This window comes from Bowdeniella nasicola (assembly GCF_900107735.1).
Lineage (GTDB): Bacteria > Actinomycetota > Actinomycetes > Actinomycetales > Actinomycetaceae > Bowdeniella > Bowdeniella massiliensis.
The window spans coordinates 251,560-267,033 of sequence record NZ_FNQV01000001.1 but is presented as its reverse complement, the minus strand read 5'-3'; the positions used below and the strand labels follow the sequence as shown (position 1 = coordinate 267,033).

The following is a 15,474-nucleotide window of genomic DNA, read 5'->3' as shown; positions in this document are numbered from 1 at the left end:
CGGGATGCTGCGGCGGCTTTCAACACGTTCGGGAACTCAGCCTGAGAACGGGCGGTACGGATCTCGCTCGTGGCAGCATTCTTCGGTATCCGGCGTTCTTCAGCGATGACGTCTGCCATGGATAAGCCATCGATCTCGGCCGCACCAGCCCGGTCGGCTGCAGCAATAATCTGCGTCCGTAAGGTGGTGACGGCGTTGTAGGCGCGTTCGATGTTGCGGGCCGCAATCAACTTATGCAGCGCCTCAGGCAGATCAACACCATTCTCCACCGCCGCGGCAAGGATCCCGATCCCCAGATTCAACAAGCCCTCCGAAACGACCGGAGCGCTACCAGCAGCAGGATGACGGGCGGGCACATCAAGACCAGCCGCCTCGAACAGTGACTTCAGTTCCATGATGCGCCTCCCTCCAACCAATCCGTGAGTGGATGATCTGTGCCTGCTGCCGGTCCTGCAGGCGACTACCAGAAGGAAACCAGATGCCACAACCCCAAAAATCGACGACCCCCGAAAACGTAGGAAGGGGAGGCACTCGGAGGCGGGGTGTGGAGAACGACGGCCACCCCTGACATACGTCATGGCGAGGTTCGGACGCCCGTCATGTGGGTTGAAAGGAGCACGGGGCCAGCATGGAGATATGGCAGAAACAGCGCTCACCCTTCGCGGGGTACACAAGTCCTTTGGAACGACCCATGCCGTGCGCGGCATCGACGTCGAGATTGGCCGCGGCGAGATCGTCGCGCTGCTCGGGCCGAACGGCTCGGGCAAGACGACGTCGCTCGACATGGCGCTTGGCCTCACGCGGCCCGATGAGGGCACGGCTGCGCTCTTTGGGGCGCCACCGGCCGAGGCGATCAACCGCAACCTCGTCGGCGTCATGCTGCAGTCCGGTTCGTTGCTGCGCGACGACCGCGTCGGGCGCATCCTCACGATGCTGGCTCGCATCGCCGGCGTCGCCGATACGGTTCCCGCGCTCGCCAAGCGCACTCGCATCGAGGACCTGCTGGGACGTTACGTCCGGCAGCTTTCGGGCGGCGAATTGCAGCGAGTCCGACTGGCGATCGCGCTCGTCGGGGATCCCGAACTTCTCATCCTGGATGAGCCCACGGCCGGCATGGACCCGGGGGCGCGGCGCGAGTTCTGGGAGCTGATGCGCACTGAGGCCGATACCGGGCGCACCATCGTGTTTGCCACCCACCACCTGAACGAGGCGGAGCTGTTTGCGCCGCGCACGATCGTCATGCACGAGGGGCGCGTCGTCGCGGATGGGCAGACCTCGGAAGTGCGGGCGCTGGCGGCGTCCCAGCACCTGACGGCAGCACTTGATGCCGAGGACTGGCCCGGGCTGCGAGCCGAACTCGCGGCGGTGCTCGGGCAATCGGATGCGATCGACTATGCGCGCGGGCAGCTCACCATCACGGGGGCGGATCTGCGAAAGGCGGCGATAGTCGTCCTTTCCCACGAGGCGGCGCGGGCCGTCGAGCTGAAGAATTCAACGCTCGATGACTCCTTCGCGCTGTTGACCACGGCTAAGAGCGCCTAGGCGCACCGCAACTACGACAGGAAAGCTGGTTACGACATGAATGCTGTGAGTGAGACGACTACAACGGGAAATGCTGGGCATGCCTCCGTGCTGGCATCGCGCCGGTCGCGAGCCGGGGCTGGGGTGTTCTCGGCCGCGCAGTTCAACCTGCGCTCGGCGCTTTTTAATCCGTTCATGCTGGCGTTCTCGCTGGCGCTGCCGGTGATGATGTACCTCATGTTCGGCGTCGGGAAGGACTACTCGAACGTGGCGCTGGGGCGCGGGACCTTCAGCGGGCTCATCATGGTGCAGATGGCGTTTTTTGGCGCGATCAATGCGCTGGCGGCGCTCGGGGTGACCGTCGCGATGGAACGGCAGCAGGGCTGGCTGCGACAGATCGCTCTCACGCCGCTAGGGGCCGGGCGTTACGCGATCTCGAAGGTGCTGGCGGGGATTGCGCTGGCGCTGGCGATCATCGCGGTGACGTATGCCGTCGGCTGGGCGACGGGCGCGCGACTCGAGTGGTGGGTATGGCTCGCGACGGCGGCGGCATCGCTGGGAGTCTCACTCGTCGCGTCGTGCATCGGACTTGCGGCGGCGTTCTGGTTGCGCTCGGACGCGGCTTATGCGGCGACGTCGGGCATCATCACACTGTCGGCGTTCATCTCCGGGATCTTCCTGCCGCTTGAGCAGATGGCGCCGATCATGCAGCAGCTTGCGCCGTTTACACCGCTGTACGGTCTGGCGCGGTTGCCGATGTCCTTCGTTACCGGAGAGGCGATCACTGCTGGCGTCGCCATCAATGCGGCGATCTACTCTGCGGTGTTTGTGGCGCTTGCGGTGTGGGGCGCGTCGCGGCGAACCGAACGGTCCTAGCGGGCACGCGGGCTCGGGCGGGCGGGCCGGCACGAGCGGGTGCGGGCAGGCGTGGGCTGGCGCGTGGGGCATAGGCTGAGGAGCACACCGATGCACGAGGACATGGAGCGGGCAGGACGATGGTAAGCGGAGCATGGCGCTGGCTAGTTGAGCGCGTGGGCACGGTACGCCTTGCCGCGCTGGGATGGGCGGCCCCCTACCTCATCTTCGTGCTCTTTCCGATCATTGCCCTCATCCGAGGGTGGGATGGCAGCTGGCGCTCCTATGCGATCGCGGCGCTGCTCGCCGGGTTCATCCTCACGTACTGCGTCGTGTGGCTCCTGGCAGAACAGGTCCCGATCTCACCGAAGGTGCCGGTGGTGGTGCTCGTTGTCGCGGGAGTGTTGGCACTCATCCAGGTGGGGCTGTGGGCGTTGGCCGATTCGACGATGGTCTTCATGCTCACCTACCTGATTCCGTTCATCCTGCTCCTGCCCGGGTGGCTCATCGCGCCCTTCATTGGGGCCGTGGGGCTGATCGCGGTCGCGGAGGGCATCACGGCGCCGAGCCCGATCGTGTGGCCCGGCTACGCGATCATCGCGGTGAACGTCTTCGTGATGCTCTTCGTTCGGATTTCTATCGTTCGCGACCGCGAGGGATGGGTCTCACGCGAGCGCTCACACGCGCTGGCGCGGGAGCGGCAGCGGCTGCAACTGGCAAGCGACCTGCATGACGTGTTGGGGCAACGACTCACCGCGATCTCCGTCAAGGCCGAGCTCATGACGCGGTTGCTCGGCTCCGGGCAGGTGGGTGACGAGCGGGTTGCTGCGGCCCGCAGCGAGGCGGCCGATGTGGCGGGCCTTGCGCGCCAGGCGCTCACCGATGTGCGTGCCGTCGTCGCGACGACCCGGCAGGCGCGGCTCGATGAGGAGCTCGATCAGGCGCGTGCGCTGCTCACCGCTGCGGGAATCACGCTGGCTGTGACCAGCGATGTGGAGCTGGACGATATTGATCCCGCCTCCGTGGTTGGGCGGTTTGCGCCCTACGTGATTCGGGAGGGCTGCGCGAACGTCGTGCATCACGCCCGGGGCGCACGCACCGTGTGGGTGCACATTAGCGAATCCAGTGTCACGGTGAGTGACGACGGGCTGGGTGCAGGGGCTGGGGCGGGCGGTGCCGGCAGCGGGCTTACGGGGCTTGCGGAGCGCGTCGGAGAATTTGGGCGTGTCACCTACGGCCCGCGCGATGATGGCTGCGGCTGGCGCGTCGAATTGCGTGGCGCGGCCGCGGGCCAGGAGCACGCTGAGCAAGCTGAGCACGCTGAGAGGGAGGTAGACGCATGATTTCGATCATCGTCGTCGACGATCAGGCCATGGTGCGGGGCGCGCTCGCGGCGCTACTGAATCTGGAAGACGATATCTCCGTCGTCGGGCAGGCAGCATCGGGGGCAGAAGCACTCGACCTGCTCGCGCACTTGTCGCGCGGTGGGACGTCCGTGGACGTGGCGTTGCTCGATGTGGAAATGCCCGAGCTCGATGGGATTGGCACCGCGCGGCGCATTACAGCGGAGTTTCCGGACACGGCTTCGCTGATTGTGACGACGTTTGGGCGGCCGGGCTATGTGCAGCGGGCGCTCGCCGCCGGGGCGCTCGGCTTCATCGTCAAGGACACGCCAGTGGAGCGGCTTGCTGCGGCGATTCGGCAGGTGGCGGAAGGTGAGCGAGTGGTCGACCCGCAGCTCGCGGTCGATTCGATGACGCGCGGCACCTCGCCGCTGACCGAGCGCGAAACCGACGTACTGCGGGCGGCGCTCGATGGCGCGACGATCGAGGATATTGCTGCGGCGCTGCACCTGTCGACGGGCACAGTTCGCAATCACGTCTCCTCGGCTATGACCAAGACGAAGGCTCGCACGCGTTCCGAGGCCGCGCACATTGCTCGGGAGTCCGGCTGGCTTTGAGCCTCGCGCGCGCGGGCGCGGGCGTGGGTGCGCGCGGGCGCGGGTGTGAGCGCGGGGGTGCGCGGGCGCGTGCGAGTGCGGGTAGGTGCGCGCGTGAGTTGGTGCGTGCGGCTAGTGGGGCCAGAGCCGCAGGACGGCATCTGGCACGCGGGCGGCGTCGAATCGGAAATGTCCGACGATCCGCCAGGCTCGCAGGTCGTCGTCGTAGAGCTCTCGCTGACCCCCGTTATGGGCCATCCAAGGCAAACCCTGTGTGTCACGATCCGGGCCGAGGATTCCCGTGTGGGTGAGGCGATCGCCACCGGGCCCGAGCGTGACAATGTCGCCTGCCTGCCAGTCGGCCGGGTCGAACTCGGCGCCGTCGATCGCCGTCGGGAGGGACAGCGCGTACTTGGTGAGAAAGACATGCAGGTTGGGCACGCGGCGAAAATCGATGAGGGGATCCGGCGCGCCGGCAACGCGCGGGTAGTCGGCGGGATGGGCGGCGATATCGGCGTTGATCATCGCGGGTAGGTCATAGCCTGCGTCGCGAAAGGCACGCCAGATGAGGTCGGTGCACACGCCCGTGGCGGGGTCCGGTCTGCCGCCGTTGCTCGTGAGGTAGGCACCGTCATAGCGGGGATGGCGTTCGGCCTCCGCCTGCGCGCCCAGCCAGAAGTCCCAGTAGTCCTCGATGCCGTCGTGATCAGCGTCGGCCGCCGAGGTGGTGCGCTCGATACCGAAATCGGCGTCGGAAAATCGCGTGGCGGCGGGGCTAAGGCGCGGGATGAGGAAGACGAGGCTTACGCCGATGATTGTTGCGGCGAGGGCAGCGGCGATGACCGCGTAGCCGATGCGCCTGCCCCTCATGACGATGAGCTTAGTCGCCGATCGTCGCGAGGGGAACCTTCCCACTGTGCGCGGGTCCGATCATTTCGAGTTCCATAATGCGCTCGAAAAAGGGGCGACGATTGCCGGTGAAGCGGAAGCCGTGGCGGAAGTACAGGCGCTGCGCGCCGAGGTTGATGGATAGGACGTGCAGGCGTGGGGTGTGGCAGTGGGCGCTGGCGTAGGCCAGGAGCTTGGAGCCGATGCCGAGGTTTTGGGCGTCGGGGTGCACATAGAGTTTGGAGATTTCCTCGCCGATAAGCGCGACAATTCCCGCGGGCATGGAATCCACGTCGGCGACCCAGATTCGTCCGCCCTTGGCGAGCAGGTCGGTGAGGATCGATGCTGCTGCATCGCCGGTGAAGGCGGCGACGCGTTCGGGTGGGAAGAATCCGTGCGAGGAGCGCCAGGACGCGGCGTAGCACTGCACGACGTCGGCAAAAGAAAATGGGCAGCGCGTGATGTCGCGGATGCTGACCTCGGCTCGGCTCACCTCGCCACCTCCCGCCGCCGGCGCGCTTATTGTGCGCGTGTTGGACGAATCTACGTCGCGCGTGGCGGCGAGCTCGATCACGTCCAGGTGGTGGAATTCTCGTGATCGAGTGTTGTCAGGACGTTTTCTCGAACGCCGAGTCCTTGAGGGTCAAACCGAGGATTGCCATGACCAGGCCGGCCGCGACGGTTGACCAAGCTGCCGGCGACTTCGTGACGAGCAGCAGGATCACGCTCATGACCAACAGCGCGAGGCCGGTGTAGAGCATGACGCGCTTGATGGTCTTGGGGCTCTGCTTGCGAGCAGACGATTCAGGAGAATTCACGTCGCTATCTATATCCGCGGCACGCAGACTACGCGCCGGGGTAAGCGAAAGGCCCGGAACCAAGTGGCTCCGGGCCTTAGCGACGTGGTAGCGGGGGCAGGATTTGAACCTACGACCTCCGGGTTATGAGCCCGGCGAGCTACCGAACTGCTCCACCCCGCGTCGTGGTTTCCACCTTATGACGCGACCGTGAACTTTTCAAACCCTGGGTCGGTGTTCCCGCTCACAGGTCCTAGCGGGCTGCGTCGGGCTGATAGCTGCACGTGGGGTCCTCCGCGAGGTAGTCGCCCGTTAAGGCGTAGGCCGTCGAGCGCGAGCCGCCGCACACGTGGTTGAACTCGCAGATCCCGCAGGCGCCACCGAACATTGCGGGGGTGCGCAGTTCTTGCATCACCGTGGTGTCGCGGTAAAGCTCGGCGAAGGGGCGGTCTTTGACGTTGCCGACGACGATAGGCAGGAAGCCGGAGGGATAGACGTCTCCCAGGTGGGAGACGAAGGCGAAGCCGGAGCCGGAGTTAATGGCTAGTGGCGGGCGCGGTACGCGCGGTTTCGGCGCGCGCTCCCCCAGCAGTTTCGTGGTTTCGCGGCTCAGCCAGTGGTAGAGCTCGCCGCGCTCGGCGGGCTGGGCGAGCTCGGCGTGCGGGGTGCCGGCGGCTTCGGCGGCTTCGCGCTGCAGGGCGACGCGGCGGTATTGCGGGGCTTCCGTCGTCTTAATGGCGATCCGGTCGGAGACGTCGTGCAGCCAGTGCATGACGTCTTCTCGTTCGTCGGGGCTGAGGGCATCGAGCTGGGCGCCGCGGCCCGTGGGGACCAGGAGGAAGAGGTACCACATGAAGGCCCCCATCTCGATGGCGTTTTTCAGCATCTGGGGTGCTTCCAGGATGGTTTTCTTGGTAAACGTCGTGTTGATCTGGAGGCGGAATCCGACGTCGGTGATCATGCGGGCGGCCTCAAGCGTCTTGTCGAAGGTGCCGGCAAAGCCGCGAAATGCGTCGTGGGTTTCGGCGGTTGCCCCGTCAAGGGAGACGCTCATGGCGCGCGCACCGGCGGCTTTGAGACGTTCGAGGCGCTCGCGGGTGAACAGTGGCGTGACAGACGGCGAGATGGAAACGGCGAGCCCGAGCGAGCAGCCGTATTCGGTGAGTTCGACGAGGTCCTCGCGCTCGAAACAGTCGCCGCCAGTGAAGACGACGAGCGGGCGCGGCTTGTCGTAGGCTGCGAGCTGGCGCAGGAGGTCCTTGCCCTGTTCCGTCGTCAGCTGGCCGGGTGCGGCGGTCTTTTGGGCTTCGGCCCGGCAGTGCTGGCAGACGAGCTGGCAGGCGCGGGTAACCTCCCAGATGACGATGAAGGGCTTGTCGTTCAGGTCGTGGTGGACCTGGCGCACGGTGGGGTGACGACGGCCCTGTCGTCGCGGGGCATCATCGCCGTGGGGGTCCGGAATCTCGGCGTGGGGCTGAGCTAGCTGTGTCACCCTTTCATCGTAGGATGCGCGATGCGGCCCCGAATGCGACAAAAGGCCCGACACCACCTGGTGCCGGGCCTTTTATCGACCGTTACTCCCCGCCGGTCTCCTCAGGCGCCGGGGTATCCGTCGCCTCCGGGGCCGGCGCTGCGCCGGTGTCTTCTTGCTCCGCGGCGACCGCGTCCTCGAGCGCCTTTTGGAGCTTGTTCTGGGCGGCGCCGTAGGCCTCCCAGTCGCCGGCCTGCATGGCCGTCGTCGATTCCTGCATGGCTTCGCGGGCGCGGTTCAGGGCCTCGGCGAGTTTCTCGCGAGCGCCCTTCGTCTCGCCCTCATCGCCCGGGGCCTCCCGGTCGCCCGGGTCGACTCCCGCGTCGCCGGCCTTGGCTCCCGAATCGCCGCCGAAGACCTGGTCGAGGGCTTCATCGAGCGTCGCGGCGTAGCCGATCTCGTCTCCGAAGGCGACGGTGATGCGGTGCAGCAGCGGGAACTTCGTGCCCTGCGCCGATTGGACGTAGATCGGCTGGACGTAGAGCAGGCCATCGCCGACGGGTAGCGTGAGCAGGTTGCCGCGGATCACCTGGGAGGCATTTTGTGCCAGCAGGTTGAGTTCCTGGGAGATGCGCGGCGCGGCATTGAACATGTTTTGCACCTGGCCGGGGCCGGGCACTGTGAGGTCACGCGGCAGCTCCAGCAGCCGGAGCTTGCCGTAGCCTTCGCGCACCTCGCCCGCTGTTGAGCCGGGTTCGGCGTCGACGGCGAGGAAGCCGGTGAGTACCTCGCGGTCGGTTTGACCGCCCGGGGTGAAGGAGGAGGTCAGCGAGAACGTCGCCTCGTCCTGTCCCGGCATCTTCAAGGTGAGGTAGTACGGCGGCTGGGAGATGCGAGCGTTGGACTGCGTCGGGTCATCCGGCGACTTCCAGAAGTCACCGCCGGAGTAGAACGAGCGCGCGTCCGTCACGTGGTACTTCGTCAGCAGTTCGCGTTGGACCTTGAACAGGTCCTCCGGGTAGCGCAGGTGGCTCATGAGGTCGCCGCTGATCTCGCTCTTCGGCTTGACGGTGTCGGGGTAGACGGCCATCCAGGCCTTGAGCACGGGGTCGTCTTCATCCCACGCGTACAGGGTGACGGATCCGTCGTAGGCGTTGACGACGGCCTTGACGGAGTTGCGGATGTAGTTGATCTGCGAGCTCGTCGCGATGATCTGCTGGCCCTGGGTGAGCGAGTCCTCCACGGCCTGCTCGAGCTGGGCGCGCGCCGAGTAGGGGAAGTTGTTGGAGGTCGTGTACCCGTCGACGATCCAGACCAGTTCCTTCGGCGTTTCCGGGTTGTCGTCGCGATCCACGACGGCCGGGTAGGAGCGGCCATCCAGCGTCAGGTAGGGCGCGACCTTGGCGACGCGTTCGCGCGGTGCCCGGTCGTAGAGGATCTGCGATTCGCTCGTGACGCGCTCGGAGAACAGGATGTCCCACGAGCCGAACTTGATGGCGAACAGCAGCTTGTTCCACAGGTTGCCGATCGAGGGGCCGCCGTCGCCCTGGTAGGTCGTGTTGACCTGGCCGTTGGGGGCGTTGTCGTCGGGGTAGTCGAGCTCCCACGGCTCGGTACCTTCGGGGGCTCCGACGATGGAGTACAGCGGGGAGGATTCCCCGAAATAGACGCGCGGCTCGTAATCGCCGAGCACGCCCGTGGAGGGGATGCCCTGCTGCATGAAGGAGGGGCGACCATCGGAGGCCGTCGTATTGCCCTTGGCTGCGACGACGCCGAAGCCGTGGGTGTAGACGGTGTGGTCGTTCACCCAGGTGCGCTGGGAGGCGTCGAGGCCATCTTGCTGCAGTTCGCGCACACCGATGACGGTGTCATGCTTGACGCCGTCGATCTCGTAGCGGTCGACGCTGAGCTGCGGCGGGAAGTTGTAGTACTGCCGGTTTTGCTGCAGCTGCCTAAACGTCGGCGAGACGACGTTCGGATCGAGCAACCGGATCGAGGCCGTCGACTCGGAGTCCTCCCGCAGCTGGCCAGCCTCAGCCGTCGTCTTGGCGGCGTAGGTCTGGGTATCGACGTCCTGCAAGCCGTAGGCGTTCAGGGTCGCGTCGATGTTGTTTTGGATATAGGTCGATTCGATTTCCTGCGCGTTCGGGGTCACGCGGAACTTCTCGACGAGGTAGGGATAGCCCATCCCGAGGACGAGCGCGGAGACCACCATGAGCGCAACGCCCACGGCCGGCAGCTTCCACGAGCCACGGTAGGCGGTGATGACGAACAGCACGACGACGACGAGCGCGATCGCGGCCAGGATCGCCTTGGCGGGCAGGACCGCGTGCACGTCGGTGTAGCCCGCCCCGAGGAAGCGCGGGTTTTGCTTCAGCAGCAGCGAGTAGCGGTCGAGCCAGTAGTTCACGCCGATCAGGAGCACGACGAAGGCGCCGGCGAGGGAGGCGTGGATGCGGGCCGACTTGTCCATATGGAACTTCGGCTGGGTCTTGACGCCGCCGTAAATGTAGCTGACGACGAGGCCCGCGATCGTCGAGAAGATCGCGAGCATCAGCAGGAAGGAAACGATCGAGCGGATGAAGGGCAGGGAGAAGACAAAGAAGGAGTTGTCCATCCCGAAGATCGGGTCCTTGGAGTTAAACGGCGCGCGGTTCCACCACAGCAGGAACGTCTGCCACTGCGCGGCGAGCGAGGAGCCCGTGAACAGGCCCATGATGAGGGGTACGACGACGAACAGGAATTTGCGCATCGGGTCGATCGCTTGGCGGTAGCGTTCCATCGACTGCGCCGAGGCGCCGGAATCGGCCTTGGGGCGCGAACGATAAGCCCACTGCATCGTGAAGAACAGCACGAGCGCCGTCAGGACGAAGCCGATGAGGAACATGACGGCGCGGGCGATCCACGTCGTCCAAAAGACGGAGGAGAATCCGATCTGGTTGAACCACAGGATGTCGGTATAAAAACCTGCCGCGGCCCACAGCGTGAAGCCGATGGCGCCAAGGATTAGCAGCGTGATGAGCAGCGGGCTGGGTTTGCCGCCACTGAAGAGCGATTTGCCCGGGCCCGAGGGACGGCCGGGGCGGCCAAAGGGCGAGCCTGCGGGGCCGCGTCCACCGCCGCCACCGCTACCACCGCTGCCTCCGCCGGGGCCCGCGGGGCCGGAAGGCCCGCCCGGGCGGCGTGGATCGGTGGGGCCGCCCATGCCGAACATGCCGAAGGGGCCTACGGGCCGGTCTGGGCCCTTGGAATCACCGTCGGGGGCGCCGAAGACCGCGCCGAAAAGTCCGCCGGGACCGAAAAACGGGTCACCGCTTTGCGCTTTGCCGCCCTCACCGCCGGCTTTCTCGTCGTCGGGGCGGCCGTCCTCGTCTTCCGGTCGCTTCGAATCGTCCGAGTTCACAATCACTCCATCTATGGGGTTTCGTCTCCATCTAGCCTATAGGTCACGCTGGGCGGTGGTCACCTTCGTTCCTCCCGCAGCGGACGCGGCCGTGATAAAATCTCCGGTTGTCTCCGGATTATTTTCGTCGCAGGAACAGGGGTCGAGACATGGCCATTTCGCAGCGCGGACCGCGCCCTACCGCTCAGACGCTTGCGGCGATCGGCTCGCTGACCAAACAGCAGCGGCGGCTTTTCGACGAGATCCTTGCGCACCCCCACCCGCTGTCGATCGCCGAGATAGCGCAGGCGCTCGCTGCCCACCCCAATACCGTGCGCGAGCACCTGGCCCGGCTTGAGGAACTGGGGCTCGTCGACTTTGACACGGAGGCCGTCGGCGGGCGGGGGCGGCCGAAGAAGGTCTACCGCGCGCGCTCCTCATCCATCGAGGGGCCCGCGCAGCACCTGGTGGGCCTGATCGTGGCGGCGCTGCGCACGCTGGATCCGGATCAGGCTGATGCCATCGCCTACGACTGGGGCATGCGCTGGGGCCAGGACATCATGCAGGCCGAGGGTGCGGACCTGTCCGAGGGATCACTGGCGGCGATCCGGCAGCTCATGGTGGAGATGGGATTTGCGCCGGAGGTTGCCGAACCGGGGCGCTCCCTTGAGCTGCGACAGTGTCCGCTGCTGTCCGCCGGCACCGACGTGCCGCCCGGGCTGTGTTCGATCCACCGCGGCATGATCGACACCATTGTTGCGGCCTCGGGCGAGAATGCCGCGGCGCGACTCGTGCCCTTTGCCACACCGCGTTCCTGCCTCGTGGAGGTGTCCGAACGGGAGTGAGTTTAGTACGGTTAATTCCGTGACTAATACTCCGCAGCTCCCGACGTCGTGGCGCTGGCCCATCCTACTTACCGGAGGCGCCTGCCTGCTCGTGGGGCTCAACTGGGCGCTGAACCTGGTGGCGGCATGGGCGCCCGTCGCCTCCGATGCGCCGGCCGCGCGGCACGGCCAGATCATGGTGATGGGGTTCATCGGAACTCTCATCTGCTTGGAGCGCGTCGTCGCGCTTCGCTCGCGCGCCCTCATCATCGCGCCGCTCGCACTCGGGGCGGGCGGCCTGGCGCTGCTGGCGAGCAATCCGCTGGTCGGCCAGCTGCTGCAGATCGTTGGTATGGCGGGGCTCGTCGTCGTCTACCTGCGCCTTGCCCGCCGCGGACTGTCGATCGCGCTCGCGATCCAGCTCCTTGGCGCGCTTGGTGGGCTGGCGGCCGTCGTGCTGTGGGCTGTTGGGGCCCAGACCTGGGCCGTCGCGCCGTGGCTGGCTGCCTTCCTGGTCTTAACGATCGTTGGCGAGCGGGTGGAACTCGCGCGCATTTCGCTATCGCAGGGCGCCGAACGGGCCGCCTACGTGCTGTCGGCGGCGCTCCTTGTCGCGGCGATGGGGACGCTCGCGGGCGTGCCCGCGGAGGTCGTGGCGCTCGTCTTGCTCGCCCTTGCCGGCTGGCTCGCGATCTTCGACGTCTCGCGTCGCACCATTGCCGGCGCCGGCCTGCCGCGGTTTGCGGCGGCGAACATGCTTGCGGCAACCGCCTGGCTTGCGATCGGCTCGATGGCGTGGCTGCTCGGCGGTTCGCTTGCGACCTCGCGCGTATATGACACGGTCATCCACTCGATCACGCTCGGCTTCACGATCTCGATGATCATCGCGCACGCGCCCATTATTTTGCCCGCCGTGCTCAAGCGGCCGCTGCCCTACCGCCCGCTCGCGTGGGCCGCCACCATTGCGCTCAACATCGGACTCGCGGTGCGGATCGTCGCCGATATTCGCGGCGCGGGCCAGGCCTGGCAGCTAGGCGGGATCATCACCGTCGTCGCCGTCCTGACGTTCGTGGCCACCTCGGTGGCAACCTCACTGCGAGCCTCAACTGCTCGCCCCACCGTTGAAGGATCCACCCCATGAGTCCGATCTCTCGCGCCGCCTGGCACCAGAGCGTGGGCGCCGTCGTCATCGTATGGATGCTCGTTGCCGCGGCCGCCGTCACGGCACACCGATTCGTCCCCGAGGCGACGTGGCTCATGGTCCACACCTTCACGCTCGGGGTGGCCACGAACGCGCTGTTTATTTGGACGAATCACTTCACGACCTCGATCCTGCGCTCGCGCCCGCCGCGCAGCCGCCGCGGCGAAGCCCTCGTGCTAGCCGCACTCAACGTCGGGATCATCGCCACGGGCGCCGGCATGGTGGCCGGCCACACGGCGCTGACGGGGATCGGCGCAGGCATCCTGTCGCTTGCGGTCCTCGCTCACGCCGTGCGCTTGGGACGGCAACTCGCGAGCGCCTTGCCGGCCCGCTTCACCTTCGCGGTGCGCGCCTACGTCATGGCGGCAGCGCTCTTCGTGCCCGGAATTATTGCGGGTTTCGCGCTCTCGCTGCCCGATCTATCGGCCAGCATGTCCGCGGCGCTGCGCGGCGCGCACCTGTCGTTTAACGTGCTCGGGTGGATCGGCCTGCCGATCATCGGCACGCTGCTGACGCTGTGGCCGACCATTCTTCGCACGCGGCTGCCCGAGAGCGCCGAACGCGCCGCGCGCCGATACCTGCCGTGGCTCGCGATCACCGTCGTGGGCGCGGCTGGTGGAGCGCTCGCTATCCCCCTGATCGCCGGGACCGGCCTTCCCAGCGGGCTGCTGGTCGGGCTCGGGGTTCTAGCGTTCGTCGCGGTGGCGCTCGCGATCCTCGTGCCGCTTGCCAGGGATACCCAACCCCAACTGGATACGACCTTTCCGGCCCTATCGGTAGCGGCCGGAGCGGTGTGGCTACTCGCAAGTCTCGTCGTTTTTGGCCTCTCCCTCATCGCGGGCGAGGCAATCGTCGTGCTCTCCAGCCTCGGTCGCTTCGTGCTGCCGATCTTGGCCGGCGGCGTCGCGCAGATTGTCCTTGGCGCGCTCGGCTATCTCCTGCCCGTCGTCGCCGGCGGCGGCCCCACCGCGGTGCGGGTGCGCAATGTGCGGGCGAATGCCGGCGGTGTGTGGCGCGTCGCCCTGCTCAATCTCGCGCTCGCGATCTACGTGCTGGGCAGTGTCTCGCTCGTCATCGTCGCGGCGTCGGTGACTGCCCTGGCGGCAGCACTCGCCACCGTCTATTGCCTCATCAGTGCTCTGCTGCCCGTCACGCCCGCCCAGGCTGAGGCGGCACCGCCACCGGAGATTCGCCGCGATGGCACGCGGGCACCGAAACCCGGGGCGCTGAAGCCGACGCTCGCCGCGCTTATGGCGACGAGCCTCATCGTCGTGGCAGCGGCGGCGGCCGACCCTGCCGGCGCGGGGTTGCGTACCGCACAGCAGGCGACCTCCCCCGCCGCGGCGGCCGTCGCGACGACGGGCGAGACGACCGAGGTGACGATCGACATCAAGGCCATGCGTTTCGTGCCCGACCTCGTCGAGGTTCCCGCTGGCAATCGCCTCGTGATCAACCTGGAAAACTCCGACGACCAGGCGCACGACCTCGTCTTGCCGAGCGGCGCGGCAACCGAGCGCATCTCCCCCGGTGCGACCGCGACCCTGGACGCAGGCGTGATCACCGAGGACATCGAGGGCTGGTGCTCGATCGCGGGCCACCGCCAGATGGGCATGGTCTTCCACATTAAGGTTGCCGGTTCGGCCGATACGGCGCCGAGCCCCGAGCATGATCATTCGGCGCACGCGCCGGCACCGAGGGCGGACTTCGACCTCGCCGGCGAGATGGATCCGACCCGCTATCGCGACCCGGTGCTCGCGCCGCTGCCGCCCGCCTCCGGGCCCGTCACGCACAACCTCACCTTCGACGTCACCGAGGAGACCATCGAAGTCGCTCCCGGGCTAACACAGAACATCTGGCTGTTTAACGCTCAAATGCCAGGCCCCACGCTGCACGGGCGGGTGGGCGATACCTTCGTCATCACGCTGGTGAACAAGGGCACGATGGGCCATTCGATCGATTTCCACGCGGGCGCGCTCGCCCCCGATGAACCGATGCGCACCATCGAGCCCGGCGAGTCACTCGTCTACACGTTTACCGCGACGCGCTCCGGAATCTGGATGTATCACTGCTCGACGGCACCGATGAGCCTGCATATCGCGAACGGCATGTATGGCGCCGTCGTCATCGAACCTCCGGACCTGCCCGCCGTCGACCACTCCTTCGTGCTCGTGCAGGGCGAGTCCTACTACGGGCCCGACGGGCAGATCGCCGACGCCGCCAAGATCGCGAGCGGCCAGCACGATACGACCCATTTCAATGGCTATCCCAACCAGTACGTGGCGCATCCGCTGCAGGTCACGGTCGGGCAACGGGTACGATTCTGGGTGCTCGACGCCGGCGTGGCGGTGCCGCTGTCCTTCCACATCGTCGGCGGCCAATTCGACACGGTCTTTAAGGAGGGCGCCTACCTCCTGCAGCCGGGTAACGAGCTCTCGGGCGGCTCCCAGGCGCTCGGACTCATGGCCGCCGAGGGCGGGTTCGTCGAGCTCGTGTTCCCCGAGGCCGGCACCTACACCTTCGTCAACCACATCATGGTGGAGGCCGAGCGCGGGGCTAAGGGGCAGGTCGTCGTGACGAAATGAGTGACAATAGGACC

At 66.7% G+C, this 15,474-nt stretch carries 13 protein-coding genes and 1 tRNA gene; 7 read left to right on the top strand and 7 right to left on the bottom strand.

Annotation, left to right across the window (positions count from 1 at the left end; translation table 11 throughout):
• A partial coding sequence (locus BLU67_RS01230) for a hypothetical protein (protein ID WP_143027298.1) occupies positions 1-395 on the bottom strand: 395 nt, incomplete at its 3' end.
• A gap of 241 nt (positions 396-636) precedes the next feature.
• Between BLU67_RS01230 and BLU67_RS01225 the strand changes: the two genes are divergently transcribed.
• The 4 genes from BLU67_RS01225 to BLU67_RS01210 all read left to right on the top strand — a co-directional run bounded on the left by BLU67_RS01225 (position 637) and on the right by BLU67_RS01210 (position 4,336).
• The gene (locus tag BLU67_RS01225) at positions 637-1,542 is read left to right on the top strand and encodes an ABC transporter ATP-binding protein (protein WP_176780648.1); all 906 of its coding nucleotides are present in this window, start codon (positions 637-639) and stop codon (positions 1,540-1,542) included.
• Positions 1,543-1,629: 87 nt separating this feature from the next.
• Positions 1,630-2,397: an ABC transporter permease gene (locus tag BLU67_RS01220; protein WP_176780647.1), complete on the top strand. Its 768-nt coding sequence runs from the start codon at positions 1,630-1,632 to the stop codon at positions 2,395-2,397.
• Positions 2,398-2,552: 155 nt separating this feature from the next.
• Positions 2,553-3,719 (top strand): sensor histidine kinase, encoded by a 1,167-nt coding sequence (locus BLU67_RS01215; RefSeq protein ID WP_176780646.1) that lies wholly within the window; start codon positions 2,553-2,555, stop codon positions 3,717-3,719.
• Positions 3,716-4,336: a response regulator transcription factor gene (locus BLU67_RS01210; protein WP_092561156.1), complete on the top strand. Its 621-nt coding sequence runs from the start codon at positions 3,716-3,718 to the stop codon at positions 4,334-4,336. The genes BLU67_RS01215 and BLU67_RS01210 overlap by 4 nt, the downstream gene beginning before the upstream one ends.
• A gap of 111 nt (positions 4,337-4,447) precedes the next feature.
• On the opposite strand, the gene BLU67_RS01205 is transcribed toward BLU67_RS01210, so the two are convergent.
• The 6 genes from BLU67_RS01205 to BLU67_RS01180 form a co-directional block, all read right to left on the bottom strand.
• Complete coding sequence (locus BLU67_RS01205) at positions 4,448-5,185, bottom strand: DUF1287 domain-containing protein (protein ID WP_092561154.1); 738 nt, start codon at positions 5,183-5,185, stop codon at positions 4,448-4,450.
• Between the two features lie 10 nt (positions 5,186-5,195).
• Positions 5,196-5,777 carry a GNAT family N-acetyltransferase gene (locus BLU67_RS01200; protein ID WP_176780645.1) on the bottom strand — a complete coding sequence of 194 codons (582 nt, stop codon included), beginning with the start codon at positions 5,775-5,777 and terminating at the stop codon, positions 5,196-5,198.
• 34 nt (positions 5,778-5,811) lie between these two features.
• A complete protein-coding gene (locus BLU67_RS01195; RefSeq protein ID WP_092561150.1) occupies positions 5,812-6,021 on the bottom strand; it encodes a hypothetical protein in 210 nt (69 codons plus the stop codon).
• An 85-nt stretch (positions 6,022-6,106) separates the two neighbouring features.
• A tRNA-Met gene (locus BLU67_RS01190) sits at positions 6,107-6,183 on the bottom strand.
• 70 nt (positions 6,184-6,253) lie between these two features.
• Positions 6,254-7,492 (bottom strand): TIGR04053 family radical SAM/SPASM domain-containing protein, encoded by a 1,239-nt coding sequence (locus BLU67_RS01185; protein WP_092561148.1) that lies wholly within the window; start codon positions 7,490-7,492, stop codon positions 6,254-6,256.
• Between the two features lie 82 nt (positions 7,493-7,574).
• A complete protein-coding gene (locus BLU67_RS01180; protein WP_261976987.1) occupies positions 7,575-10,874 on the bottom strand; it encodes a UPF0182 family membrane protein in 3,300 nt (1,099 codons plus the stop codon).
• 149 nt (positions 10,875-11,023) lie between these two features.
• On the opposite strand from BLU67_RS01180, the gene BLU67_RS01175 reads away from it, so the two are divergent.
• From BLU67_RS01175 to BLU67_RS01165, 3 genes are read left to right on the top strand one after another with little or no spacing between them, the layout of a single operon-like run.
• Entirely contained in the window at positions 11,024-11,698 is a 675-nt protein-coding gene (locus BLU67_RS01175) for a helix-turn-helix transcriptional regulator (protein ID WP_092561146.1), read from the top strand.
• A 19-nt stretch (positions 11,699-11,717) separates the two neighbouring features.
• On the top strand, positions 11,718-12,818 hold the full coding sequence (locus BLU67_RS01170) for a hypothetical protein (protein ID WP_143027297.1): 1,101 nt from the start codon (positions 11,718-11,720) through the stop codon (positions 12,816-12,818).
• On the top strand, positions 12,815-15,460 hold the full coding sequence (locus BLU67_RS01165; protein ID WP_092561142.1) for a multicopper oxidase domain-containing protein: 2,646 nt from the start codon (positions 12,815-12,817) through the stop codon (positions 15,458-15,460). The genes BLU67_RS01170 and BLU67_RS01165 overlap by 4 nt, the downstream gene beginning before the upstream one ends.
• Positions 15,461-15,474: the final 14 nt, after the last annotated feature.

Excerpts from the sequence above, each read along its gene's own strand:
- BLU67_RS01225 (WP_176780648.1), top strand. The coding sequence starts at position 637 with ATGGCAGAAACAGCGCTCACCCTTCGCGGGGTACACAAGTCCTTTGGA.
- BLU67_RS01210 (WP_092561156.1), top strand. The coding sequence starts at position 3,716 with ATGATTTCGATCATCGTCGTCGACGATCAGGCCATGGTGCGGGGCGCG.
- BLU67_RS01165 (WP_092561142.1), top strand. The coding sequence starts at position 12,815 with ATGAGTCCGATCTCTCGCGCCGCCTGGCACCAGAGCGTGGGCGCCGTC.
- BLU67_RS01175 (WP_092561146.1), top strand. The coding sequence starts at position 11,024 with ATGGCCATTTCGCAGCGCGGACCGCGCCCTACCGCTCAGACGCTTGCG.
- BLU67_RS01205 (WP_092561154.1), bottom strand. The coding sequence starts at position 5,185 with ATGAGGGGCAGGCGCATCGGCTACGCGGTCATCGCCGCTGCCCTCGCC.